Below are 24,765 nucleotides of genomic sequence, written 5' to 3'. Positions count from 1 at the left end.
ACCAAAATGGTGTGAACCAAAAAAATTTGCATTGACTTTAGACACGCTGTTGAGTTCTCAAGTTTCGCTTGCAACCCGCACATCAACCTCTCGGCATCCGCTTGGGGCAACCCGCCTAACTTTACTGATCCGCTCCCCGACTGTCAAACCGGAGACCCAGCTCAGCACCCCCACCCAGAAGACCCACCCGAAAGCGTTTCCCCTAGCCAGAGACCAGTTCCGCTGTCTTGCGACAACCTCACCAACACTACCCGGCCAGCCCCTCGGAGTCAAATCCTCGGCACCAGCCACACCAACCGCGCAGCACAAGACCGGGATCCTCAGTGGGCCCTCACCGGACACACACCTCATCCCGACTCAACTTTGGGTGGTGGCCCCGGGTCCGTCCTCACCTCTCGGCTCGTCCGTCACACCCTCAGGGCTCGGTAAACATTAGTGACCCGCCCACCACTCGTCAAATCGGGCCCCAGCAGGCGTTCTGGCACTCCCCCGGCCGTCCTCGATAGCCTGCCAGCCATGACTTCGATCATCCTGGTCGCCGGCCCCTCGGGCAGCGGCAAGTCACGCCTGTCCGCGCAGACCCGCGTGCCCCAGGTGCGCCTTGACGATTTCTACTTCGACGACGACCACCCGGACATGCCCGTGACCGTGCTGCCGGGCGGGGTGCGCATGATCGACTGGGACGACCGCCGCAGCTGGAACCTTGACGCGGCAGTGACGGCCCTCACCGAGATCGGCCGTAGCGGGCAGGCGACTCTCCCCCACTACGACATCGCCGCCAACCGCGCCATCGACACCCATCACTTCGATGCCGGCGGCGCCCGGGCGGTCATCTGTGAAGGCATCTTTGCCATCGACTTGCTCGACCCCTGCCGGCAGGCCGGCTGCGATGTCACCGGCATCTGGCTCGACCGCCCCCGGTGGTTCAACTTCGCCCGGCGCCTGCAACGCGACCTGCGCCAGCGCCGCAAGTCCCCGTCAGTGCTGGTGCGCCGCGGCCTGGCCCTCGTCCGCCAGGAACCGGCCCTGCGTCGAGCAGCGCTCGAGGCCGGGTTCACCCCCTACGGCATGGCGGACGCCGCCAACGCGATCCGCCGGCTGTCCCACCCGGCCTGACCCCATCCGGTCTGACCGCGCCAGTCAGGCCTGGATCGGCGCCCACTCCGGCCCGGTCTGTGCCAGCTTCTCGTCCAACTTGCTGAACAACGGCGACGGCTTCGCCAGCGGCCGGCCCGCCTCGATCGGCGTCGAAACCCACGTGGCCTGCTGCTGGGTGTAGTCACCGGTCAGCACCGGATAGGTCGAACCGTCCTCATCGACCTCGACCAGTTCGGGCATCGCCGCCCATACACCCGTGCCACCGAGTGCCTCGTGCACCTTCTGCGCCGCGTGCGGCAGGAACGGGGTCAGCAACGTGTTGGCGTCCTGGACCACCTGCAGGGCCACGTGCAGCACCGTGTCGCGGCGCGCGGGGTCGTCCTTCAGCTTCCAGGGCTCAGTGTCCGACAGGTACTTGTTCGCCAGCCCCACGACGCGCATCGCCTCGGTGATCGCAGCCTTGAACTTGCAGTGGGCCAGCAGGTCGCCCACCGTCTCGAAGGCCCCGGAGGAGGCCGCCAACAGCTCACGGTCCACCTCGTGCAGTTCACCGGCGGCCGGCACCGCCCCGTTGTTCTTGTGCGCCATCGAGATCGACCGGTTGACCAGGTTGCCCCACTCATTGGCCAGCTCGAAGTTGATGCGCCTGACGAACTCCTCCCACGTGAAGTCCGTGTCCTGGTTCTCGGGCCCGGCCACCGCGATGTAGTAGCGCAGCGCATCCGGGCCGAACTCACGCAGGAAGTCACCCACGAAGATCGAAGCCCCGCGCGAGCTCGCCACCTTCGAGCCCTTCATCGTCAGGAACTCGCTCGAGACGATCTCAGTGGGCAGGTTCAGCGTGCCGAGCACCTCGCTGGCCTCGCCGCCGTGCGAGCCCTCGCCATTGGCCCCCAGCAGGATCCCGGGCCAGATGACCGAGTGGAAGACGATGTTGTCCTTGCCCATGAAGTAGTAGCTGGTGGCGGCCGGGTCGTGCCAGAAGTCCTTCCAGGCATCCGGGTTGCCCGAGCGCTTCGCCCACTCGATCGAGGCCGAGAGGTAGCCGATCACCGCGTCGAACCACACATAGATGCGCTTCATGTCATTGCCCTCCCAGCCCTCGACCGGGATCGGCACCCCCCAGTCCAGGTCCCGGGTGATGGCACGCGGACGCAGTTCCTTGAGCAGGTTGTGGCTGAACGCGAGCACGTTGGGCCGCCAGTCGGTGCGGGTCCCGAGCCAACGCGACAGCTCGTCGGCGAGTGCCGGCAGGTCGAGGAAGAAGTGTTCGTTCTCACGGAACTCGGGCGTCTCGCCGTTGATGCGCGAACGGGGGTTGACCAGGTCGATCGGGTCGAGCTGTCGTCCACAGTTGTCACACTGGTCGCCGCGGGCCCCGTCATAGCCGCAATGCGGGCAGGTGCCCTCGATGAACCGGTCGGGCAGCGTGCGCCCGGTGCTGGGCGAGATCGCGCCCATCTGGGTCTGCTTGACCACGTAGCCGTTGCGGTACAGCGTGCGGAACACCTCTTGCACCACCTCTCGGTGGTTCTGGGTGGTCGTGCGGGTGTACAGGTCGTAGGTCAGGCCCAACCCCTGCAGGTCACGCGCGATGATGCCGTGGTACTTGTCGGCGGTCTCGCGGGCGATCAGGCCCTCCTGGTCGGCCTTCACCTGGATGGCGGTGCCATGCTCGTCGGTGCCCGAGACCATCAGCACCCGGTGGCCCGCCATGCGCATGTAGCGCGCGAACACATCAGAGGGCACACCGAATCCGGACACGTGACCGATGTGGCGGGGACCGTTGGCATACGGCCACGCGACAGCGGCGAGAACATTGGCACACATGGGCTTCATCCTAGTGCCGCTGCGACACGCCGCTGCACGCGTCGCGACTGTCCCCGGCCGGCGCCCGCCTAGCCCGACAAGGTCGTGCGCGCCTCGTCGGCCCGGACGACCCGCAGCACCGCACCGGCGTGGGCGCCGAGTGCGGCCACCCCCTCGGTCACGACCACCTCACCGCTGCTGAACAGCACCTCGCAGTCACCACCGAGCGGCACCCGGCAGTCCTCGGCACCGAAGTTCGCCACCAGGGACATCTGCTCACCCCGCTGCACGTGCAGCCACTGCTGCTCGTCGTCGTGGTCGACCTGTACCGAGCTGAACCGTGGGTCGGTCAGGTCCGGGTGCGAGCGGCGCAGTGCGATGAGCCGGCGGTAGGCCTCGAGCACGGCTGCGTGCGGTGCATGCGCAGGCTCGTCCCAGTTGAGCCTGGACACCTCGTGGGTGGTGGGCGCCTGCGGGTCGAGCACCGAGCCGGGGTCCCAGTCCATGCGGGCGAACTCGTCGACCCGGCCGGCCGTGACCGACGCCGCGAGGTCTGGTTCGGGGTGCGAGCTGAAGAAGGCGAAGGGGGTCGCCGCTCCCCATTCCTCACCCTGGAACACCATCGGCGTCGGCCCGCTGAGCAGCGTCAGCATGGCCGCGATGACCAGCTGGTTGGTCGAGACCCGTGAGCTCAACCGCGAGCCGTCGGCCCGGTTGCCGATCTGGTCGTGGTTGCCCGAGAACACGACCAGGCGCCACGTGGGCGTGACGGGCGTGTCGAGCCGGCGCCCATGCCGTCGTCCACGAAAACTCGATTCGGTGCCGTCGTGGAAGAAGCCGTACTCGAGCACCTTGGCGAGTGCATCGAGCCCCAGGAAGTCGGCGTAGTAGCCGTCGCCGCTGCCGGTGAGGTTGGCGACCAGGGCGTGGTGGAAGTCGTCGCTCCACTGGGCGGTGAGCCCGTAGCCACCGGTCTCGGGGCTGGCGATCAGTCGCGGGTCATTGAGGTCGGATTCGGCGATGAGGCACAGCGGACGTCCGACGAAGGTGCTGGTCGCCTCGGTCTCGGCCGCCAGCTCTTCAAGGATGTGGAAGGCGGTCCGGTCGACCAGCGCGTGCACGGCATCCAGCCGCAGCCCGTCGACGTGGAAGTCGAGGAACCAGCCCCGGGCGTTCTCGAGGATGTAGCGACGCACCTCGTCGGACCCCTCACCGTCGAGGTTGACCGCGCTGCCCCACGTGGTCTGCACGTCGTCGTTGAGGTAGGGCCCGAACCTGGGCAGGTAGTTGCCGCTGGGGCCGAAGTGGTTGTAGACGACGTCCTGGATGACGCCAAGGCCGCGCTGGTGGCAGGCATCGACGAAGCGCTGGTAGGCAGCGGGGCCACCGTAGGGCTCGTGCACGGCCCACCAGTCGACGCCGTCATAGCCCCAGCCGACGGTGCCGTTGAATGCGTTGACCGGCATGACCTCAACCAGGTCGATGCCCACCTCGACCAGGTGGTCGAGGTGGGCGATCGCGGCATCGAGGGTGCCTTCAGCAGTGAACGTGCCGATGTGCATCTCATAGACCACGGCACCGGCAAGTTGGCGCCCCGTCCAGTCATGGTCTCCCCAGTCGTGGGCCCCCGGGTCGAAGGTGCGCGACAACCCGTGGACGCCGTGCGGTTGGCGGCGGCTGCGGGGGTCTGGCAGCAGGTCGCCGTCGATGCGGTAGCCGTAGTCCACGTCCGGCCCGAGCAGGTGCTCGGGCAGCTCGTCCACCAGATGCCACCAACCCGTCTCGTCACGCTGCATCGGGTGGTCGGTGCCGTCGATGTGCAGGGCAACGTCGGTCGGGCGGGGCGCCCAGACGTCAAATGCTTGGATCACAGTGACCCCCTTGTGGTGTTGGCACCCGGCGGTCGCCCACGTTACCGGAGCCGGGTCACAGGACCGGGGTCACAGGATCGGCGTGACCTGTTCGAGCCGCAGCTGCCACCCCGCGTCGGCGCGCAGCCACGTCGAGGCCACCAGCAGCCGCCTCGAGCCCATGACCAGCCGCCAGCGCAGCACGGCCACGTCGTCGGCGAGCTGGTCGAGGCCGAGCACCTCGACGCCGGGGCGCAGGTCGATGCGATCCATGCCGAGCACCAGCCGGCGATACGTCTGCACCCGGCCATGGGAATCGTGGCGCACCAGGTCGGGGTGCAGCAGTTGCTCGAGCCGATGGGTGCTGGTGCGGGTGTCGTTGTCGAGCAGGTCACGGGTCAGCGCGACCAGTTCCGTGACCAGGTCGTCGTCGCCGGTGGCTGCCGGCGCCACGCTGAACAGGTCCTCATCGTCGACCTGGCCGGGGTGCACGTCGAGCGGGGTGGCCGGCGCGGCACCGCTGAAGCCCGGCCCATGGGCCACGGGCGTGCCGTCCCGGAAGGCCGTCGCGGCGGCACGGGCCAGGTCGTCCGCCTTCTCGTTCATCTCGTGGCCGGCGTGGCCCTTGACCCATTCGAACGTGACGTCACGCCCGGTCATCGCGGCGTCGAGCTGCTTGAGCAGTTCGACGTTCAGCACCGGTTTGCCGTCGGCCTTGCGCCAGCCCTTGCGTTTCCAGTTCGGCATCCACTTCGAGATGGCATTGATCGCGTACTGCGAGTCGCACAGCACGTGCAGCGGTTCATCAGTGACCGCCGTCTGCACCAGCAGGTCGAGCACGGCCATCAGTTCGCCCATGTTGTTGGTGCCGTGTGGCCACCCGCCCGACGCCCAGCGCTCGTCGTCGATGTACCACGCCCAGCCCGCCGGGCCGGGGTTCGACAACGCCGACCCGTCTGCCGCAGCCCTGATCACGACTGCTTGCCCCGGGCACCCTCGACGGCGTCCAATGACTCGGGGCCGAACGCCTGCGGCAGCAGGGCGTCCATGCCGACCTCACCGGCCGGGCTCAGCACCCGTAGGGACGCGCCACCGTGTTCCCACAGCAGCTGGCGACAGCGCCCACAAGGGGTGATGATCCCACCATCGGCGTTGACACAGCAGAACGCCACGAGGCGGCCACCACCGCCGGCGACCAGGTCAGAGACCAGTCCGCATTCAGCGCACAGGGTCACCCCGTAGCCGGCGTTCTCGACATTGCAGCCCGTGACGATGCGGCCGTCGTCCACGAGGGCGGCCGCGCCCACGGGGTAGTGCGAATAGGGTACGTAGGCCCGCGAGGTCATCTCGACGGCGCGGGCCCGCAGGTCGTCCCAGGGCAGTTCTGTCATCTCGTGTCAGTCATCTCGGTTCGGTTACTTCACATACGCGATGCCGTCGTGGGCTGGCGCCCTCACCCGACCAACCAGGCCGGCCACCGCGATGATGGTGGCGATGTAGGGCAGCATCAGCAGGAACTGGCTGGGCATCGGGGTGCTCAGGGTCTGCAGCTGGGTCGCCATCTGGGTGACGAAGCCGAAGAACAGCGCGATGATCGCGGCCAGCACCGGGTGCCAGCGTCCCATGATCACGGCAGCGAGGGCGATGAAGCCGTTGCCGACCGTGATGTCCTTGTTGAACGCGCCGATCGACCCGACGGTGAAGAACGCCCCGCCCAGACCGGCAAAGACACCACTGAACAGCACCGCGCTCCACTGGATGCCGTGCACGTTGATGCCCACCGTGTCGGCGGCCTTCGGGTGCTCGCCCACGGACCGGATGCGCAGCCCCCACGAGGTCTTGAACAACACGAACCAGGCCACGACCACCGCGACGATGGCCATGTAGACGAGAACGGTCTGGGTGAACAGCACGGGCCCCAGGAACGGGATCTGTGACAGTCCGGGGATCGCGACGGCCTTCATGGTCGGGGCCGCGTTGAACTCACTGGATCGCGGTCGGACCAGTTGGTCGAACAAGAACCCGGTGAGGCCCGAGGCCAGCAGGTTGATGACCACCCCGAGCACCACATGGTTGACGAGGTACTTGATGGCGAACAGGGCCAGCACCGCCGACATCATGATGGCAGCCAGCACGGCCCCGAAGATGGCAGCGGTGATCGACTGGGTGGTCGACCCGACGACGGCCGCAGTGAACGCCGCGACCAGCATCTGGCCCTCGATGGCGACGTTGACGATGCCCGCGCGCTCGCACATGATGCCGCACAGCGCGCCGAAGACGAGCGGCGTGGCCAGCATGATCGTGCCGGCCATCTGGTTGCTGATCTGGAAGGGCAGTCCGCGACCGGCCGCCGCCCAGGTCAGGAAGCCGATGACGACGGCCAGTCCGGCCAGCGTGCCGACCAGCGCAGGCCATGCCCCGGGCAGCCGGCGGGCGATCATCACGGCCCCGGCGGCGAGCAGCACCACGGCGCAGGCGATGACCACCGGCAGTCCGGGCAGTGAGAACGTGGGCAATTGCACCTCGTCGAACGCGTTCGACAGGGCGAACTGGGCCGTGCCCGTGGTCGAGGTCGACAGCCAGACCATGAGCACGCCGAGCACGGCGAACAACCCACCGAGCGAGTAGCGGTGCGTACGGGCCTCGTGCGACTCGGTGGTGCGCAGCACGACCTCGCCGGTTTCTGTGAGGCCTTCTGCGGGGGTGTTGGTGTCAGGGGTGCTGGTCACGGCGCTCATGCGATGCCTCCCTTGGCAGAACCGGCCGGCACGGCGGCCACGGTCTTCTTGGTGCGCTGCTTCAAGAAGGGCAGCAGGGTACGGACGAGCAGCGGCGCGGCCACGAACAACACGATCAGCGCCTGCAGCACATAGGTGAGGTCGAGCGGGGTCTGCGCGATCGACTGCATGCGCAGGCCGCCGGCCTTCATCGCCCCGAACAGCAGGCCCGCGAGCACGATGCCGAGGGGTCGCGACCGGCCCAGCAGGGCCACGGTGATGGCATCAAAACCGATGCTGCCCACCAGGCCCGCGGTGAGCGGGGTCGGCGTCGCGGCCGAGATGGGGCCGAGCGCTGCCTGCACCCCCGCCAGGCCTGCGAGCGCACCCGAGAGGGCCATGGTGATGAACGTGATGTTGGCCACTGACATGCCGGCAGTCGCCGAGGCGTTGGGGTTCGCCCCCACGGCACGGATCTCGAAGCCCAGCTTCGTGCGCTCCATGATCCACCAGACCACGAAGGCGGCGACGAGTGCGAGCACGAACCCGAGGTGGAACTGGGTGCCCTCAAGGCGCGGGAAGGTCGCGCTCCATTCGACCACCGGCGCGATGGGGTCGGCCCGACCCGGACGCTGGAAGGCGGTGGTGGTGAGCAGCCAGGCAAGCGTGCCGGTCGCGATGTAGTTCATCATGATCGTCACGATGACCTCGTGGGCGCCGGTGCGCGCCTTGAGCAGGCCCACGAAGCCGCCCCACAGGGCACCGGCTGCCAGGCCCGCCAGGATGGCGAGCGGCAGGTGCAGCGGCAAGGGCAGCCCCTTGACGGTGAAGCCGACCCACGCCGAGGCGATGGCACCCAGCACCGCCTGGCCCTGACCACCGATGTTGAACAGGCCCGCGCGGAATGCCAGCCCGATGCCGAGACCGGCGCAGATGAGCGGTGCTGCCTGGGCCGTCGTCGACGAGATGGCGCCGATGCCGCCGAAGGCGCCCTTGACGAGTTCGCTGTAGGCGCCCCAGACCTTGTCCCACGAGGCGCCCAACGCGTCGCCCGGGCGGGCGAAGAAGTACTTGTACTTGTCGAGGATGTCGGGGTCGCTGACCACCATCAGGATCGCGCCGACGATGAATGCCAGCACGAATGCGGCCAGGGTCACCCAGACGTCCGACCAGGGGATGCGACGCTTCTTGGCGGTCACTGCTGCTCCTCGTTCCGCTCGGTGTCGATTGCCCCGGTGTCGATCGGGTCGGTGTCGATCGGGTCGGCGCCAGATGCGCCCGCCGCGGCATGCGCCTCGTCCGCCGGGATGCCGGCCATCATCAGGCCGATCACCTCGCGCGGCGTGCCCGCCGGCACGATCCCGACGATGCGGCCCCGGTTCATCACGGCAATGCGGTCGGCAAGGGCCTCGACCTCGTCGAGTTCGGTCGAGATGATCAGCACGGCCGTGCCCGCGTCGCGTTCGGCGACGATGCGCTTGTGCAGGAATTCGATGGCGCCGACGTCCACCCCGCGCGTGGGCTGGCTGGCGACGAGCACGGACAGTGGACGGGACAGCTCGCGCGCCAGCACCACCTTCTGCTGGTTGCCGCCGGACAACGAGCTCACGGGCAGGTTGATCGAGGTGGTGCGGATGTCGTATTCCTGCACACGGTGTTCGGCATTCGTCCGGATGCTCGCCAGTTGCAGGTTGCCGGCGTTGGTGTACTGGTCGATCTGGTTGAGCACCAGGTTCTCGGCCACCGAGAACTCTGAGACGAAGCCGTCATGCTGCCGGTCCTCGGGCACGAAGCCGAAGCCGGCATCGATCGTCTGGCGTGGCGAAAGTCGCGCCGTGTCGGTGCCATCGATGGTGATGACACCCTTGAGCACCGGGATGGTGCCCAGCAGCGCCTCGGCCAGTTCGGACTGGCCATTGCCCTGCACCCCGGCGAGGCACAGGATCTCGCCGCCGTGCACATCGAAACTGACATCCTCGACGACCACGTTGCCGGCGGGATCGACGACCGAGACGCCGTCGACCTTCAGTCGCACGTCATTGAGCACTGCGGCGGTCTTGGCCACGGTCAGGCTGACCGAGCGGCCCACCATCATCTCGGCGAGTTCGTTCTCGCTGGCATCCGGGGCGGCCTGGCCGACGACCCTGCCACGGCGGATGACCGTGATCTCGTCGGCGATGGCCTTGACCTCGCGCAGCTTGTGGGTGATGAAGACGATCGCACGCCCCTCGTCGCGCAGCCGCTGCATGATCACCATCAGGTCATCGATCTCTTGCGGCGTGAGCACGGCGGTGGGTTCGTCGAAGACAAGCACCTTCGCATCGTTCGACAGCGCCTTGAGGATCTCGACGCGCTGCTGCACGCCGACGGGCAGGTGCTCGACGACAGCGTCGGGGCTGACCTGCAGCTTGTACTGGTCCGACAGTTCCCGGACGCGCCGGCGCGCGCGGCCCATGTCGAGCACACCGGCCGGTGCATGCTCACGGCCGAGGATGAGGTTCTCGGCGACCGTGAAGACATCGACGAGCATGAAGTGCTGGTGCACCATGCCGATGCCGGCAGCCATCGCCTGCTTCGGTGACCTGAAGTGCTGGGCCACACCGTCGACGAAGATCCAGCCCTCGTCGGCGTCGAGCAGGCCGTAGAGCACGTTCATCAGCGTCGACTTGCCTGCACCGTTCTCACCGAGCAGGCAATGAATGCGTCCGGGCACGACGTCGAGGCTGATGTCGTCATTGGCGGCAAGGCTGCCGAAGCGCTTGGTGATGCCGCGCAGGCTCAGGCCTTCTGCCAACGGCGGCTCAAAGCCGTGCTCGGCCGCCAGCATCCCCGCAGGTGAGTCGTCGGCGACGCGCTGGGGCTCAGTTGTTGGGCTGGTCACGCGCTGAATCCTTCCATATTCGCGGCGGTGGCAGGGCAAGTCGAGGTCACGAGTGCGGTGGGGCGGTAAGAACGGGTGGGGCAGGAAGACGGGAGGGGTAGGAAAACGGGAGGGGTCCGCGGGGACCCCTCCCGTGTGGTTGCCCGGTCAGGCCGGCAGCGGCCCGACGTGCGAGGTCACTTCGGCTGCGAGACCGAGGTGATCTTGATCTTGCCGTCGATGATGTCCTGCTTGACCTTGTCGAGCTCGGTCTTCAGCTCTGCCGGAACCTTGGAGTCGAACTCGTGGAAGGGGGCGAGTCCGGTGCCACCGTTGGCGAGGGTACCGACGTAGGCGGTGGAATCGAAGGTGCCTTCCTTGGCGGCCTTGATGGCCTCGAACACCGAGACGTCCATGCCCTTGTAGACCGACGTCGAGATGATCGAGCAGTACTCGGCGGCCGAGACACAGCCGTCAGTGTCGACCCAGATCGCCTGGACCTTGCCGCCCGACTCCTTGGCCACCTGCAGGCCGCCCTGACCGGCGGGGCCGGCCACGGGGAAGATGATGTCGGCGCCCTGGCTCACCAGGTTCTGTGCGGTGGTCTTGCCGCCGGCGATGTTGTCGAACGGCTTGGGCTCAGGCACGAACTGGCCGTCCTGCTTGGCGGCGTCCCAACCGAGCACCTGGACGTTCTTGCCCTTGGTCTGGTTGTAGTAGGCCACACCCTGGGCGAAGCCGTCCATGAAGATGGTGACGGTGGGGATCTTCATGCCACCGAACGTGCCGACCTTGCCGGTCTTGGTGGTGGCGGCGGCGTAATAGCCGGCCATGAAGCTCGACTCGGCGGTGTTGAAGACGAGCGGCTTGAAGTTGGTCAGGCCCTTGGCAGCGGCGGGGTTGTCGTCCACGATGGCGAACTTGACGTTCGGGTTCGCCTTGGCCGCCGCGATGGTGGCGTCCGACAGCAGGAAGCCGACGGTGACGACGATGTTGCAGTTGGCCTTCACCATCGAGTCGATGTTGACGGTGAAGTCCTTCGTGTCGGCCGACTCGATCTCGGCGGTCTGGATGCCGAGGTCGGCCTTGGCCTTCTTGAGGCCGTCGTGCGAGGTCTGGTTGAACGACTTGTCGTCGAAACCACCTGAGTCAGAGACCATGCAGGCCTTGAAATCGCTGCCACCGGCAGCAGTCGTGCTCGCGCCACCAGCAGCGGTGGTGGTGGCTCCAGTGGTGGTGCCGGCGTCAGGCGCCTCGGCACAGGCCGAGAGGGTGAGGGCCAGGGCCGCAAAGGCGGCGACCCCAGTCAGAAGCGACTTCTTCTTCACGTGAACTGCCTCCTGAGCAGAAAGGATGGGGGCGGGTGCTGCCCATTGCGAAGCCTGTCGGGGAAGTGGCGTCACGGGTGACGGGGCAAGCAGACATCGCAGAAGAAGACTGTAACCCTCCGTTCACCTTGCGTCTGCCGCCGGGGCTGCGAAGTCGCAAACTGTTACCACAGCGCAATGAATCACCCTGCCGACAAGGGGCGGGACCACTGTCGTCGGTGGTGGGACGACCTCAGGCCACCTGGCGCACCAATGCTTCGGCAGCGTCGAGGATCGCGATGGTCTCGGCCTGCCACGCCGGTTCCTGGCCACGGTAGGGACCGGTCGCCAGCGAGATGATCACGGCCGCTGCCCGCAGCCGCAGTTCGACCGGGTCGACCCGATGGTCGAAGACCGGCACCCAGGTGCGGATCAGGTGGTGCACGCGGGCCGCCTGCTGACGGTTCATGCGCTGCACGGTCGACAGGTGCGCGACCATGCAGGCGAGGTCGTCGGCCCGCCTGCCGGGCCCGATGGTGTCGATGTCGAGGATGCCGCAGACGTGGCCGTCGGCGACGAATACCTGGCCCTCGTGGAAGTCACCATGGGTGGGTTCGTTGCCCGGTTCGATGCCCGCCAGGCCCTGCTCGATCTGTTTCACCATCCAGTCGAGCCGGTCCTTCGTGGACGGTACCGCCGCGGTGACCATGGTGGCGTAGTGCGCCACCGCATCGGTCCAGGGGGGTCGTCGTTCGAGGTGGCTGACGGACGAGGGCATCGAGTCGAGCACATTGATGAGGTCCTCGGCGGTGCACGGGTCGTCCGGGTCGAACATCGCCTTGGCCAGGGCTCGTCCGGGCAGCTGCTTCAGCACCAGCAGGTGCTCAGGGGTGGCCGCGGCAACGCCCGGGGCCGGCACCCCCGCCTCGAGCAGCAGGTGGTGGCGTTGCAGCACCTCGTCGAACTGCTTCTTGCGCTGCACCTTGACATAGAAGGTCTCGGCTGGGTCGGTGACATCCATGCGCAGCACCGCCCGGCGACGCGGGCGGTAGCCGATCATCGACAGGCTCACCTGGTCGGCGCTGACGGGACGGCTGACCAGGTGGTACTCGTTGACCAGATCTGCCATCTTCTCGGGGTAGGCCGCCCGGGCCAGGCCCGGAAGGTCGGGGTCGTTCGGGTACAGCCAGACTGCGACCTCGCGGTCACCGTCGGCGAAGATGTCGGCCCGGTTGTCGGTGGGCACGCGGGGCCCTGTGCGGGCGCTGACGCCCAGCAATTCGTCGCGTTCGCCGTAGCCCCAGCGCACCCGGGCGGCATAGGTCGCCGTCGTCGAGTGGCCGGGGTGGGCGTCGATGTGGTCCATCTGCCAGGACAGCAGCTCTCCCCCGGCATGCCGGGTGGCGGCCGCGAGCAGTTCACCCACCTCGGCCGAGGCGAGCAGCCGGGAGCCGTCCTCGTCCCCGGTCTGGCTGACCCGCGAACTCACCCGCCGCTCCCCCTTCGGATGTCCTTGTCGTGACAAGGAATGTCTACCACGACCGGGGTCGTCAGGACGCGCGGTCGCCCGCCTCTGCGTCGGGACCGCCGGTGGCGCCATCGCCCTCGACAGGGCGGTCATGGCCCGGGTCGCCGTCGGTGCCGTCGGCCTTGTCGGCCACCCGTTCGTCCGACCCACCGGGAGCCTCGACCTGGGTCAGGTCGAACCACGCCACGCGCCGCCCGTCGAGTTCAATCACGTCGAAGCGGTACCGCCGGGTCGCCGGCAGGTTCATGTCGGCCTGGGCGTCGCGCGCGAGTTCGACCTCGACCGAGTCGCCGAGTTCGGGGACGCGGCCCAACTGGTTCATGAAGTAACCGGCGACCGTGTCATAGGGCCCGTCGGGCAGCGTGTAGCCGGACCGTTCGGTGAACTCCTCGATCGTCATGAGCCCGTCGACGTCGCGCAGCTGGCGGTGGGTCACCTGGCCCTCGTCGATCACGTCGTACTCGTCGGTGATGTCGCCGACCAGTTCCTCCATGAGGTCTTCGAGCGTCACGATGCCGGCGGTACCGCCCCATTCGTCGATGACGATGGCAATGTGGCCGCGCTGGCGGCGCATCTCGGTCATGGCGCGCAGCACCTTGACGGTGTCGGGAAGGCTCATGACGGGGCGGGCCAGTTGCTTCAACGGCACCGAGCGCGTGGTGACGTCGAGGTCCATGAGGTCACGCACGTGCAGGAAGCCGGCGAGCCTGTCGGGGCTGCCGTCGGTGACCGGGTAACGCGAGTGCGGGGCGCCCTGCACGACGCGGATGGCCTTGTAGGCGGGCATGTCTCCCGAGAGGAAGTCGACCTCGGTGCGGGGCACCATGACCTCGCGCAGCGACCTGTTGCCTGCATCGAAGACCTCGTCGACGATGCGGCGCTCCTCGTCACCCAGCGTGGCCGAGCCCGAGACCATGGCACGGATCTCTTCGTCGCTGACGACCTCCTTGGCCGTGTCCGGGTCGCCACCGAGGATGCGCACGACGACGTCGGTCGACTTGCCCAGGAACCAGATGATCGGACGGGCTGCCGACGCGATGCCATTGACCATCGGTGCCAGTGCGAGGGCGAACGACTCTGCCCGCTGCATCGCCAGCCGTTTGGCCGTCAACTCACTGAGGACGATGGAGAAGTAGCTGATCAGGATCGTGATGAGCACCAGCGAAACGGGCGACGCGACCACCTCGGGCACGCCGATGTCGACCAGCACCGGGGACAGTTCGTCAGCCAGCGTCGCGCCACCGAACGACGCCGACAGGAAACCGGCCAGCGTCACGCCGATCTGGACCGCCGACAGGAACCGGTTCGGGTTCTCGGTGAGCCTGGCGATCGCCGCGCCACGCTTGCCCTTGGTGGACAGCTGCTTGACCTGCGATTCACGCAGCGACACCAGCGCCATCTCTGCGGCGGCGAACACGCCCCCGATGACGATGAACAGGAAGATCAGGGCGATGTTGCCCAGCACGGACGTCACCAGCCCTCACCCCCATGACTGGTCAGGTGGCCCCCATGGGGCCCGGGACTGTCACACTCCGTAGAGCTCTGGCACGTGCTGGCGCGTTGGTTCACGAGGTCAAGCCTAGACGACGGGACGCGCCCGGCTGCAGGTCATCCAGCCGGGCGCGCGGCCCCGGTCAGCGGGCGTCGATGATCTGGTTCAGCGTCGCCGACGGACGCATCGCCGCCTCAGTCTTTGCCACCTCGGGGTGGTAGTAGCCCCCGAGGTCGACGGGGTTGCCCTGCACGCCGATGAGCTCGTCGTTGATCGTGGCCTCGTTGCTGCGCAGCGCCTCGGCGATCCCGAAGAACCGGTCGGCCAGCTGCTGGTCGTCGGTCTGCGCGGCCAGCTGCTCGGCCCAGTACAGCGCCAGGTAGTAGTGGCTGCCACGGTTGTCGATCTGGCCGACCTTGCGGGCTGGCGACTTGTTCTCGTCCAGGAACGTGCCGATGGCCCGGTCGAGCGCGGCGGCGAGCACGCCCGCCTTCGCATTGCCCGACGTGGCAGCGACGTGCTCGAGCGAGGCCCCGAGCGCCGAGAACTCACCGAGGGAGTCCCAGCGCAGGTAGTCCTCGGCGACGAACTGCTGCACGTGCTTCGGTGCTGAACCACCGGCACCGGTCTCGAACAGGCCACCGCCGGCGAGCAGCGGCACGATCGAGAGCATCTTGGCCGAGGTGCCCAGCTCGAGGATCGGGAACAGGTCGGTGAGGTAGTCACGCAGCACGTTGCCGGTCACCGAGATCGCGTCCTTGCCCTGGCGGATCCGGGCCAGGCAGAACTGCACCGCGTCGACGGGTGCGAGCACCTTGATCTCGAGGCCGCTGGTGTCGTGCTCGGCCAGGTAGGAGTTCACCTTGGCGATGACATTGGCATCGTGGGCGCGGTTCTCGTCCAGGAAGAACACGGCCGGTGAACCGGTCGCGCGGGCGCGGGTCACGGCCAGCTTCACCCAGTCCTGCACGGGGATGTCACGCACGCGGCTCATGCGCCAGATGTCACCGGCCTCGACCTCGTGGGCGAAAAGTTCGTTGCCGCCGGCGTCGGTCACCACGACAGTGCCCGACTGCGGGACCACAAAGGTGGTCGGGTGCGAGCCGTACTCCTCGGCCTTCTGGGCCATCAGGCCGACGTTGGGCACCGAGCCGATGGTGGCGGGGTCGAGGGCGCCGTTGCGCTTGTGCTCGGCGATGACCGCCTGGTACATCGGGCCGTAGCAACGGTCGGGCACCATCGCCAGGGTCTGCTGCTGTTCACCGGCGGCGTTCCACATCTGGCCCGAATCGCGCACCACCACGGGCAGTGACGCGTCGATGATGACGTCGCTCGGCACGTGCAGGTTGGTGATGCCCTTGTCGGAATTGACCATTGCGAGCGCGGGGCGCTCGGTGTACAGCTTCTGGATGTCCGCCTCGATGCTCGTCCGGGTCGCCTCGTCGAGCGTGGCGATCTTGGCGTACAGGTCACCGATGCCCTGGTTGGGATTGAACCCGACCTGGGCAAGTTCGGCGGCGTACTTCGTCAGGACGGGGGCGTAGAACACGGTGACGGCGTGGCCGAAGAGCACCGGGTCGGACACCTTCATCATGGTGGCTTTGAGGTGCAGGCTCAGCAGCAGGCCACGGTCCTTGGCGGCCTCGACCTGGGCGGCGTAGAACTCGCGCAGGGCGGCCACGCTCAGGAACGTGGCATCGACGATTTCACCGTCGAGGGTCTGGACGCCGTCCTTGAGCACGGTTTCGCCGCCGTCGACACCGCGCAGGGTGATGGTGAGCGTGGTGCCCTTCTCGGTCACGACCGACTTCTCGTTGCCGTAGAAGTCGCCACCGGTCATCGAGACGACCTCGGCCTGGTTGTCGGCCGTCCACGGGCCGAGCTTGTGGGGGTGCTTCTGGGCGAAGGCCTTGACCGACTGGGGGGCACGGCGGTCGGAGTTGCCCTCGCGCAGCACCGGGTTGACAGCCGACCCGAGCACCTTGGCATAGCGGGCCGCCACCTCGGCTTCGGCATCGTCAGAGGGCTGCTCGGGGTAGTCGGGCACATCGAAGCCCTGCGACTGCAGTTCGGCAATCGCGGCCTTCAGCTGCGGCACCGAGGCCGAGATGTTGGGCAGCTTGATGATGTTGGCCTGCGGGGTGAGGGTCAGGGCGCCGAGCCGCGACAGTTCGTCAGCGACCTGCTGGTCTTCGCTGAGCCGCTCGGGGAACTGGGCCAGGATGCGTGCGGCGAGTGAGATGTCCGCCGTCTGCACCTCGATGCCGCTGCCCGCGAGGAACGACTGCACGATCGGCAGCAGCGAATAGGTGGCGAGTGCGGGGGCCTCGTCGATCTTGGTCCAAGTGATGGTCTGCGACATCGATGTGCTCCTGATGGGTCAAGGCTGTTGGGGGCCAACTTAGCGGATGGGCCCGGGTAGCTCGACGTCGAGGTATCTCTTTGGGGTATCTCTTGGGCCGGCCTGATCAGGCTGTGACCCAGACCAGGTCGGCCCCCCGCCAGGGCTCGGTCCGGTCGAACCACTCCTGTTCGGTGGGGCGCCAGTTCTGCGACCAGCAGCCGAACCGACCGGGGTCGCGCAGGGCCGCACGCTCGCTGCGCACCGATTCGGGGGCCGCCAACCAGATGAAGCGGTCCCACGCCACGCCCTTTGGCGGTTCGCTGGCACCGATCCCTTCGACGAGGACGGCCCGCGCGGCCGGCAGGTCGACCCAGTCGGTGGGCTCGGGGCTGGTCCAGTGGTGGCGCTGGTAACGGGCGGCCTGCCCAGCCTGCAGCGGGGCCCAGACCTGTGCGGTGAATCGCTCCCGCTCCCAGCCGACCGCCCCCGGGCGGGTGAAGTCGTCCAGGTGCACCACGGCAAGCCCGTCGACGTGCGCGACCAGCTGGTCGGCCAGCGTCGTCTTGCCGCTGGCGCCGAGTCCGTCGATCACGATCCAGCGGGCGCCCTCGTCCACCCAGTCGGCCACGGCGTGCAACAGGGGGGCGTGCCGCTGGGGGTTCTGCGGCTGGGCGTTGTGCAGCGAGGGCACGGTCGGCGCGGCGGAATCGGTCACCCCGAGAGTCTAGGCGTCCCACTACGATGAGCGGCATGTACCACTGGGTTTTGACCTTCACCTGCATCGACGGCCCCGGCATCGTCCACGCCGTCACGGGTGCCTGCGGCGCGTCCGGGGGCAACATCACCGAACTGCAGCAGTTCTCGTCCACCGACACCGGACGGTTCTTCATGCGGGTCGAGGTCGACTCGGTGCTCGATGCTGATGAGTTCCGTGCGCAGTTGGCGCCGGTGGCGCAGCGCTTCGACGCCGATTGGTCGGTGCACGAAGCCGGACGACCGCTGCGCATCCTGGTGCTGGCCTCGAAGGCCGGCCACTGCCTCAACGACCTGCTCTACCGCCAGCGGTCCGGGCGCCTGACCGCCGACATCCCGCGCGTGCTGGCCAACCACCCCGACCTCGAGCCGCTGGCGAACTTCTACAACATCCCGTTCGAGTCGCATGTCGTGCTGCCCGACACGAAGGCTGCGTTCGAGGCCCGCGTGCGCGAGGTCGTCGAGCGTGAGGACATCGAGCTGGTCGTGCTGGCCCGCTACATGCAGATCCTGAGCCCCGAGCTCTGCGAGTTCCTGGCCGGCCGGGCCATCAACATCCACCACTCGTTCCTGCCGGGCTTCAAGGGGGCCAATCCGTACCGCCAGGCGCATGCGCGTGGCGTGAAGCTGATCGGGGCGACGGCACACTTCGTCACGGCTGACCTCGACGAGGGCCCGATCATCGAGCAGAACGTGGTGCGGGTCGACCACTCACGCACCGTCAAGCAGTTGGTCGAACTGGGCCAGGACGAGGAGTCGCGCACCCTCAGTGACGCCGTGCAGTTGTTCGCCGAACACCGGGTCTTCCTGGACGGCGCGCGGTCGGTCGTTTTTGACTGAGTCCAGTCAGAGGCCCAAGTCACCATCTGGGGGCGCGAATGTCACCACACGACATGTGAAATGTGAACTATTTCACAAAAATGGTCGTGACGTACGGCGGTGCAACCGGTCATGTTCGACTAGTTTGCTCACGACGTGAAGTCCCACGTCAGGTGATGCCCAGGGGTCCGCAACGTTGCCCCCATTGGGATCGCCACACACCGCGTTCCCCCACCCGGGGGGACCCGTCCAAGGAGTGTCGTGACCTCTCCTCATCCCCAGAAGGACCGCGCTGATGCAGCCCCCGGGCCCATCAGCGAGCAGGCCTTCATCGACATGCAGCGCTCGCCGGAGTTCGGCGAGTTGCGCAGCAAGTTCCGCAACTTCTCCTTCCCGCTGAGCATCGCCTTCCTCGTGTGGTACTTCGCCTACGTGCTGCTGAGCACCTATGCCGAAGACTTCATGAAGACCCCGGTGTTCGGCCACGTCAACCTCGGCATCCTGCTCGGCCTGCTGCAGTTCGTGACCACGTTCGGCATCACCTGGGCCTACATCCGCCATGCCAACAAGAACCTCGACCCGATTGCGACCAAGCTTCGCACCGAGCTGGAAGAGGGGCGTCAGTGATGTTCGAACCCGTGATCCTCGAAACTGTCAAGCTGGGCAACCCGATCGCGAATATCGCGATCTTCGTCCTGTTCGTCGTGGTGACCCTGACGATCGTCATCAGGGTCTCGACCGGCGGCAAGAAGGGCTCCAAGGAGTTCTACACCGGCGGCGCGGCCTTCTCGGGGCGCCAGAACGGCCTGGCCATCGCCGGCGACTACCTGTCGGCGGCATCGTTCCTCGGCATCGTCGGCGCCATCGCCCTGAGCGGCTATGACGGCCTGCTCTATTCGATCGGCTTCCTCGTGGCCTGGCTCGTGGCCCTGTTGCTGGTCGCCGAGCCGCTGCGCAACACGGGCAAGTTCACCATGGCCGACGTGCTCAGCTTCCGCATGAAGCAGCGCCCGGTGCGCCTCGCGGCCGCGATCTCGACCCTGGCCGTGTCGTTCTTCTACCTGCTGGCCCAGATGGCAGGTGCAGGCGGCCTGGTCAGCCTGCTGCTGGGCGTCTCGGGTGAATTCACCCAGAACCTCGTCATCATCATCGTGGGTGTGCTGATGATCGCCTATGTGCTCATCGGCGGCATGAAGGGCACCACGTGGGTGCAGATGATCAAGGCCGTGCTGCTCGTCTCGGGCGCCGCCATCATGACCCTGTGGGTGCTGGCCAAGACCGGGTTCAACCTGTCCAGCCTCATCGGCAAGGCCAACGAGACCGCCAGCGCCAACGCCGGCAAGCCCGTTGACCTGTCGAACCCGATGCTCAAGTACGGCAAGACCCCGACCTCGAAGCTCGCCTTCGTGTCGCTGTCGATCGCCCTGGTGCTCGGCACCGCGGGCCTGCCCCACGTGCTGATGCGCTTCTACACCGTGCCGACGGCCAAAGAGGCCCGCCGCTCGGTGACCTGGGCCATCGGCCTGATCGGCGCCTTCTACCTGTTCACGCTGGTGCTCGGTTATGGGGCCGCCTGGCTGGTCGGCAGCAATGCCATCAACTCCATGCCCGGCAAGGCCAATGCCGCCGCCCCGGCGCTGGCGTTCTGGCTGCCGGGGCAGGGCACGGCCGGCACGATCTTCCTCGCCGTCATCGCAGGCATTGCCTTCGCCACCATCCTCGCGGTGGTGGCCGGCCTGGCCATCACCTCGTCGGCATCATTCGCCCACGACATCTACAACTCGGTCATCAAGGGGGGCACAGCGTCGCCCGAGAACGAGTTGAAGGTCGCGCGCATCACGGTGATCGTGATCGGCGTGCTGGCGATCGTCGGTGGCATCGCGGCGAAGTCCCAGAACATCGCGTTCCTGGTCTCGTTGGCCTTCGCGGTGGCTGCGTCGGCCAACCTGCCCTCGATCCTGTACTCGCTGTACTGGAAGCGGTTCAACACCCAGGGCTCCATCTGGTCGATCTATGGCGGTCTGGTCAGCGCCCTGGTGCTGATCACCTTCTCGCCCGCCGTGTCGGGGGCGCCCACGGCCATGTTCCCGAACGCCAACTTCGACTGGTTCCCGCTCGACAACCCAGCCATCATCTCGGTGCCCGTCGGGTTCGTCCTCGGCTGGCTCGGCACGATCCTGTCCAAAGAGGTGTCGGACGCGGGCAAGAGCGCCGAGATGGAGGTCCGCTCGCTCACCGGTGCAGGGGCAGAGGGTGCCATCGCCCACTGAGGTGCGCAGGCAGTGAGCCCAAAAACTGAGTAATTTCTCACCAACCGGTGCCGGCAACCAACGGGTTGCCGGCACCGGTTTCTTCGCGCTGACAAGCGGCGGGACGGCGAGCCCAGACTGGACTGGTAGTCGCCGACCACCCTTGCCTGTGAACAAGTTGAAAATGAAATTCAAGATTTCAGCCCCGACTGCCACTTGTTCGCACTAGGTTCCTTCTCGCAGGCCGGACCCCTCACCGTCCTGCCGAAAATCGCATACCTGGGGGACCTCCACCAGAAGGACCACTCATGCGCAAGACCACTGTGAACCGTCGGTTCGCTCTCACCCTCGCTGCCGGTACCCTCGCGGCCGGCATCGGCGTCGTCCACGCCACCTCGGCAATGGCTGCCGACAACAACCTCACCGCCTGGAACTTCTTCCGGGGCAAGGGCTTCACCGCCGCCCAGACCGCGGGCCTCATCGGAAACTTCATTGTCGAGTCCGGTGCCGACCCGATCAACCCCGCCGCCAAGCAGTACGGCGGTGGCCCCGGTCGCGGCATCGCCCAGTGGGAGGGTTCGCGCCTGACCGCCCTGTACAACTACGCCACCCAGCGGGGCCTGCCGTGGTACAACCTGCAGCTGCAGCTCGACTTCGTCTGGAAGGAGCTGATGGGCCCCGAGAGCTACGCCTACAGCAAGATCAAGGCGACCACCACCGTCTCGGGCGCCGCCGTGGCGGTGCGCCAGTACTACGAGCGCCCCAGTGTGCACAACGACACCGCGCGCATCAACGCCGCCAACAGCGTCTACAGCCGCTACTCGGGCTCCACCCCCCCGCCCTCGACCGAGACCTCGTTCCCGACCCTCAAGCAGGGCAGCACCGGTTCCGCCGTGACGACCCTGCAGTACCTGCTGCGCAGCAAGGGCTACACCATCACCGTCGACGGTTCGTTCGGCTCGGCCACCCACAACGTGGTGGTCGCGTTCCAGCGCTCGCGCGGTCTGGTGGCCGACGGCGTTGCCGGCCCGATCACCTGGAATGCCCTTGTGCCGACCCTCAAGCAGGGCAGCACCGGCTCGGCCGTGACGGCCCTGCAGGTCGAGCTCAAGGCCCACGGCAAGTACACCGGCGCGATCGACGGCAGCTTCGGCCCCGCCACCTACAGCGCGGTCGTCAGCTACCAGAAGTCGGTCGGACTGGTCGCTGACGGCGTCGCCGGGCCGAAGACCTGGGGCAGCCTCGTCGACTGACGGGCACGCCCCCGGCACCCCACCTGAACCGTTCGCGGCACCGGCTCGTCCAGCAGTCGACCACGTCGGTGCCGCGACCGGCTGTTCCTGCACCCGCCAGCAGGCGCAGCACGGCCACCCGGACCCCCTCACCGGGTGGCCACCCCCCTCCCCGGTGCCACAGGCACCAGAACATCCACAGGAGCGTGAGATGAACATCTTCAAGAAGATCGGCGCCGCCGCCGTGACCCTCGGCCTCTCGGCCACCCTGATCGCCAGCACCGGCGTCACCGCCCAGGCCTACACCCGCAGCCAGTACCCCGGTGCCGTCATGACCTACGTCGCCCACCCCTCCGGCTGGGACGACTCGACCCGCGTGCGGGTGTCAGGCTCGAGCATCTACTGCAACGTGCCCACCAAGGTCGCCGTGTCCACCAATGGTGCCCGCGCCGTCATGCGCGCCGAACTGCAGCCGCTCGTCCAGGAGCTCATGCGCCGCACCGAGGCGATGGGCTACACCCTGCGCGCCGCTGACACCGGCGGCTACAACTGCCGGTTCATCGCCGGCACCACCCGCCCGTCCAACCACGCCTACGGCCGCGCGATCGACATCAACTGGCAGTCCAACCCGCAGTCCTACACGTTCCAGTCGAACATCCCCCCGGCCGTGGTGAAGATGTGGATCAACCACGGCTTCTACTGGGGCGGCCACTACACCTACCCCACCAAGTACGACACCATGCATTTCGAGTACGTGGGCAGCTTCGGCAACATCACCTACTACTACAACAAGCTGCGTGGCACCACGACCACCGTGCCCACCCTCGCCGTGGGCTCGACCGGCACCCGGGTCACCAACCTGCAGCGGACGATGAACACCTGGTTCCCCAGCTACGCCGCCACTCCGCTCACGGTGGACGGCGTCTACGGCGCCAAGACCGAATCGGCAGTCAAGGAGTTCCAGACCCGTGTCGGCATCACCGCCGACGGCCGCTTCGGCCCCGTCACCCGCGACAAGTTCCACGCCGTCACCGGCGTCTGGATCTGATCACCACCCTGCGCTCATGCAACCTGCCTGTCCCCGGCCACCGGGGGCAGGCAGGCGCGTGCGGGCGTGGGATTCGTCACATTGCACCCACCACGGGCCGCGTCGGGGTGATCAGCCCGAGGCCCCCCGAACGGCGCCTGCCCGCCATTCGCTAGGCTCGTCCTCGGAGGGACCGCACGGCACCCCGTCCGCGGCCCACACTCGATGATGAGAGGAATCCCGTGAGCACTCCCGTGAAGGTTGCCGTCACCGGCGCCGCCGGCCAGATTGGCTACAGCCTGCTCTTCCGTATCGCTTCTGGTGCGCTGCTCGGCCCCGACACCCCGGTGGAACTGCGCCTGCTCGAGATCACCCCCGCGCTGAAGGCCCTCGAAGGCGTCGTCATGGAACTCGACGACTGTGCCTTCCCGACGCTGGCGGGCGTCGTGACCGGCGACGACCCCAAGCAGGTCTTCGACGGCGCCAACCTCGCGCTGCTGGTCGGCGCCATGCCCCGCAAGGCCGGCATGGAGCGCGGCGACCTGCTCAGCGCCAACGGTGCGATCTTCACCGCGCAGGGCAAGGCCCTCAACGAGGCCGCCGCTGACGACATCAAGATCGTCGTCACCGGCAACCCCGCCAACACCAACGCGCTGATCGCGATGAACAACGCCCCCGACATCCCCAAGGAGCGCTTCAGCGCGCTGACCCGCCTGGACCACAACCGCGCCAAGTCGCAGCTGGCCCAGAAGCTGGGCGTGCCGGTCACCGAGATCACGAACCTCACCATCTGGGGCAACCACTCCTCGACCCAGTACCCCGACCTGTTCAACACCCGGGTGGGCGGCAAGAACGCCGCCGAGCTCATCAACGACCAGCCGTGGATCGAGCAGACCTTCATCCCGACCGTCGCCAAGCGTGGTGCGGCCATCATCGAGGCCCGCGGCCTGAGCTCGGCAGCCTCGGCCGCCAACGCCACCATCGAGCACGCCCGCGACTGGATCAAGGGCACCCCCGAGGGTGACTGGGTCTCGATGGCAATCCCGTCCGACGGCTCGTACGGCGTGCAGGAAGGCCTGATCTCGTCGTTCCCCGTCACCACCAACAATGGTGAGATCTCGATCGTCCAGGGCCTCGAGATCAACGACTTCTCGCGCGCCAAGATCGACGCCTCGGTGGCCGAGCTGGCCGAGGAGCGCGACGCGGTCAAGGAACTCGGCCTGATCTGAGCCGACACCCGGGCATGGCAACGGCCCGTCCCCACGTCACATGCGACGGGGGGCGGGCCGTTGTGCTTGTTCAGACCGGCGTCGCTCAGGCCTCTTCGACCACGGGTGCAGCAGCGTTGGCCGCGGCAACCCGGGGACGAAGCACTGCCCCGGCGATGGCCATCGACGCGGGCCAGGCCACCATCGTGACGGCGAAGGCGATCGGCCAGGCCATCAGGGCACTGAGCGGCCAGCTGGCCAACCAGTGCATGGACGGCCCCATGGCGATCAGGCTCATGATGCCCGACATGATGCTGGCCATCAGCAGGGTCATGATCACCTGGGTGAGAAGGATGCGCTTGTTCATCGGTTCCTGTTCCGGGCAGGCGGCGGCGGGAACCCGTCCCTGGCGCCGCCAACCACATGGGTTTGAGTGACGCCTCGGGTTCGCGCGGGCAGCGCGACTGCATCT

20 protein-coding genes are annotated in these 24,765 nt (G+C 67.4%); 7 read left to right on the top strand and 13 right to left on the bottom strand.

Annotation, left to right across the window (positions count from 1 at the left end; genetic code table 11):
- Nucleotides 1–516 precede the first annotated feature (516 nt).
- A complete protein-coding gene (locus ACQCX5_RS11670) occupies nt 517–1,116 on the top strand; it encodes a uridine kinase (protein ID WP_434542199.1) in 600 nt (199 codons plus the stop codon).
- Nucleotides 1,117–1,140: 24 nt separating this feature from the next.
- On the opposite strand, the gene metG is transcribed toward ACQCX5_RS11670, so the two are convergent.
- The 12 genes from metG to ACQCX5_RS11610 form a co-directional block, all read right to left on the bottom strand.
- Complete coding sequence (gene metG, locus ACQCX5_RS11665; protein ID WP_434542198.1) at nt 1,141–2,928, bottom strand: methionine--tRNA ligase; 1,788 nt, start codon at nt 2,926–2,928, stop codon at nt 1,141–1,143.
- A 68-nt stretch (nt 2,929–2,996) separates the two neighbouring features.
- Nucleotides 2,997–4,778, bottom strand: a complete 1,782-nt coding sequence (gene treZ, locus ACQCX5_RS11660) for a malto-oligosyltrehalose trehalohydrolase (protein WP_434542197.1) — start codon at nt 4,776–4,778, stop codon at nt 2,997–2,999.
- Between the two features lie 69 nt (nt 4,779–4,847).
- Nucleotides 4,848–5,732, bottom strand: coding sequence for an RNase H family protein (locus ACQCX5_RS11655; RefSeq protein ID WP_434542196.1), 885 nt, complete (start codon nt 5,730–5,732; stop codon nt 4,848–4,850).
- Nucleotides 5,729–6,148, bottom strand: a complete 420-nt coding sequence (locus tag ACQCX5_RS11650; RefSeq protein WP_434542195.1) for a cytidine deaminase — start codon at nt 6,146–6,148, stop codon at nt 5,729–5,731. Before ACQCX5_RS11650 ends, ACQCX5_RS11655 begins: the two co-directional genes overlap by 4 nt.
- Before the next feature lie 24 nt (nt 6,149–6,172).
- Nucleotides 6,173–7,495, bottom strand: coding sequence for an ABC transporter permease subunit (locus tag ACQCX5_RS11645; protein ID WP_434542194.1), 1,323 nt, complete (start codon nt 7,493–7,495; stop codon nt 6,173–6,175).
- Nucleotides 7,492–8,673 carry an ABC transporter permease gene (locus tag ACQCX5_RS11640; protein WP_434542193.1) on the bottom strand — a complete coding sequence of 394 codons (1,182 nt, stop codon included), beginning with the start codon at nt 8,671–8,673 and terminating at the stop codon, nt 7,492–7,494. Before ACQCX5_RS11640 ends, ACQCX5_RS11645 begins: the two co-directional genes overlap by 4 nt.
- Entirely contained in the window at nt 8,670–10,301 is a 1,632-nt protein-coding gene (locus ACQCX5_RS11635; RefSeq protein WP_434542214.1) for an ABC transporter ATP-binding protein, read from the bottom strand. The genes ACQCX5_RS11640 and ACQCX5_RS11635 overlap by 4 nt, the downstream gene beginning before the upstream one ends.
- Before the next feature lie 230 nt (nt 10,302–10,531).
- Nucleotides 10,532–11,662 (bottom strand): BMP family lipoprotein, encoded by a 1,131-nt coding sequence (locus ACQCX5_RS11630; protein ID WP_434542192.1) that lies wholly within the window; start codon nt 11,660–11,662, stop codon nt 10,532–10,534.
- Nucleotides 11,663–11,894: 232 nt separating this feature from the next.
- The gene (locus ACQCX5_RS11625; RefSeq protein ID WP_434542191.1) at nt 11,895–13,130 is read right to left on the bottom strand and encodes a phosphotransferase; all 1,236 of its coding nucleotides are present in this window, start codon (nt 13,128–13,130) and stop codon (nt 11,895–11,897) included.
- 61 nt (nt 13,131–13,191) lie between these two features.
- Entirely contained in the window at nt 13,192–14,643 is a 1,452-nt protein-coding gene (locus tag ACQCX5_RS11620) for a hemolysin family protein (protein WP_434542190.1), read from the bottom strand.
- 160 nt (nt 14,644–14,803) lie between these two features.
- Nucleotides 14,804–17,023: an NADP-dependent isocitrate dehydrogenase gene (locus ACQCX5_RS11615; protein WP_434542189.1), complete on the bottom strand. Its 2,220-nt coding sequence runs from the start codon at nt 17,021–17,023 to the stop codon at nt 14,804–14,806.
- A gap of 106 nt (nt 17,024–17,129) precedes the next feature.
- Nucleotides 17,130–17,720 (bottom strand): uridine kinase family protein, encoded by a 591-nt coding sequence (locus ACQCX5_RS11610; RefSeq protein WP_434542188.1) that lies wholly within the window; start codon nt 17,718–17,720, stop codon nt 17,130–17,132.
- A gap of 26 nt (nt 17,721–17,746) precedes the next feature.
- Here ACQCX5_RS11610 and purU point away from each other — a divergent pair, with 26 nt between their 5' ends.
- From purU to ACQCX5_RS11580, 6 genes are all read left to right on the top strand, one after another.
- The gene (gene purU / locus ACQCX5_RS11605; RefSeq protein ID WP_434542187.1) at nt 17,747–18,598 is read left to right on the top strand and encodes a formyltetrahydrofolate deformylase; all 852 of its coding nucleotides are present in this window, start codon (nt 17,747–17,749) and stop codon (nt 18,596–18,598) included.
- 240 nt (nt 18,599–18,838) lie between these two features.
- Nucleotides 18,839–19,204, top strand: a complete 366-nt coding sequence (locus ACQCX5_RS11600) for a DUF485 domain-containing protein (protein ID WP_434542186.1) — start codon at nt 18,839–18,841, stop codon at nt 19,202–19,204.
- Nucleotides 19,204–20,847, top strand: a complete 1,644-nt coding sequence (locus tag ACQCX5_RS11595; protein WP_434542185.1) for a solute symporter family protein — start codon at nt 19,204–19,206, stop codon at nt 20,845–20,847. The genes ACQCX5_RS11600 and ACQCX5_RS11595 overlap by 1 nt, the downstream gene beginning before the upstream one ends.
- A 287-nt stretch (nt 20,848–21,134) precedes the next feature.
- Nucleotides 21,135–22,079 (top strand): phage tail tip lysozyme, encoded by a 945-nt coding sequence (locus ACQCX5_RS11590; protein WP_434542184.1) that lies wholly within the window; start codon nt 21,135–21,137, stop codon nt 22,077–22,079.
- A gap of 190 nt (nt 22,080–22,269) precedes the next feature.
- Complete coding sequence (locus ACQCX5_RS11585) at nt 22,270–23,106, top strand: M15 family metallopeptidase (protein WP_434542183.1); 837 nt, start codon at nt 22,270–22,272, stop codon at nt 23,104–23,106.
- Between the two features lie 221 nt (nt 23,107–23,327).
- Nucleotides 23,328–24,314, top strand: coding sequence for a malate dehydrogenase (locus tag ACQCX5_RS11580; protein WP_434542182.1), 987 nt, complete (start codon nt 23,328–23,330; stop codon nt 24,312–24,314).
- A gap of 85 nt (nt 24,315–24,399) precedes the next feature.
- Here the strand turns inward: ACQCX5_RS11580 and ACQCX5_RS11575 are convergent, their stop codons facing one another.
- On the bottom strand, nt 24,400–24,660 hold the full coding sequence (locus tag ACQCX5_RS11575; RefSeq protein WP_434542181.1) for a DUF2798 domain-containing protein: 261 nt from the start codon (nt 24,658–24,660) through the stop codon (nt 24,400–24,402).
- Nucleotides 24,661–24,765: the final 105 nt, after the last annotated feature.

The sequence above is a fragment of the Aestuariimicrobium sp. G57 genome (genome assembly GCF_050110855.1).
Taxonomy (GTDB): Bacteria; Actinomycetota; Actinomycetes; order Propionibacteriales; family Propionibacteriaceae; genus Aestuariimicrobium.
The sequence above is the reverse complement of the archived record's forward strand: the minus strand, read 5'-3'. Positions and strand labels throughout refer to the sequence as shown.

What these genes read in the sequence shown, in the direction of transcription:
- ACQCX5_RS11670 (WP_434542199.1), top strand. Translation starts at nt 517, where the DNA reads ATGACTTCGATCATCCTGGTCGCCGGCCCCTCGGGCAGCGGCAAGTCA.
- metG (WP_434542198.1), bottom strand. Translation starts at nt 2,928, where the DNA reads ATGTGTGCCAATGTTCTCGCCGCTGTCGCGTGGCCGTATGCCAACGGT.
- ACQCX5_RS11650 (WP_434542195.1), bottom strand. Translation starts at nt 6,148, where the DNA reads ATGACAGAACTGCCCTGGGACGACCTGCGGGCCCGCGCCGTCGAGATG.
- ACQCX5_RS11645 (WP_434542194.1), bottom strand. Translation starts at nt 7,495, where the DNA reads ATGAGCGCCGTGACCAGCACCCCTGACACCAACACCCCCGCAGAAGGC.
- ACQCX5_RS11635 (WP_434542214.1), bottom strand. Translation starts at nt 10,301, where the DNA reads ATGCTGGCGGCCGAGCACGGCTTTGAGCCGCCGTTGGCAGAAGGCCTG.
- ACQCX5_RS11615 (WP_434542189.1), bottom strand. Translation starts at nt 17,023, where the DNA reads ATGTCGCAGACCATCACTTGGACCAAGATCGACGAGGCCCCCGCACTC.
- purU (WP_434542187.1), top strand. Translation starts at nt 17,747, where the DNA reads ATGAGCGGCATGTACCACTGGGTTTTGACCTTCACCTGCATCGACGGC.
- ACQCX5_RS11595 (WP_434542185.1), top strand. Translation starts at nt 19,204, where the DNA reads ATGTTCGAACCCGTGATCCTCGAAACTGTCAAGCTGGGCAACCCGATC.
- ACQCX5_RS11590 (WP_434542184.1), top strand. Translation starts at nt 21,135, where the DNA reads ATGCGCAAGACCACTGTGAACCGTCGGTTCGCTCTCACCCTCGCTGCC.
- ACQCX5_RS11585 (WP_434542183.1), top strand. Translation starts at nt 22,270, where the DNA reads ATGAACATCTTCAAGAAGATCGGCGCCGCCGCCGTGACCCTCGGCCTC.
- ACQCX5_RS11575 (WP_434542181.1), bottom strand. Translation starts at nt 24,660, where the DNA reads ATGAACAAGCGCATCCTTCTCACCCAGGTGATCATGACCCTGCTGATG.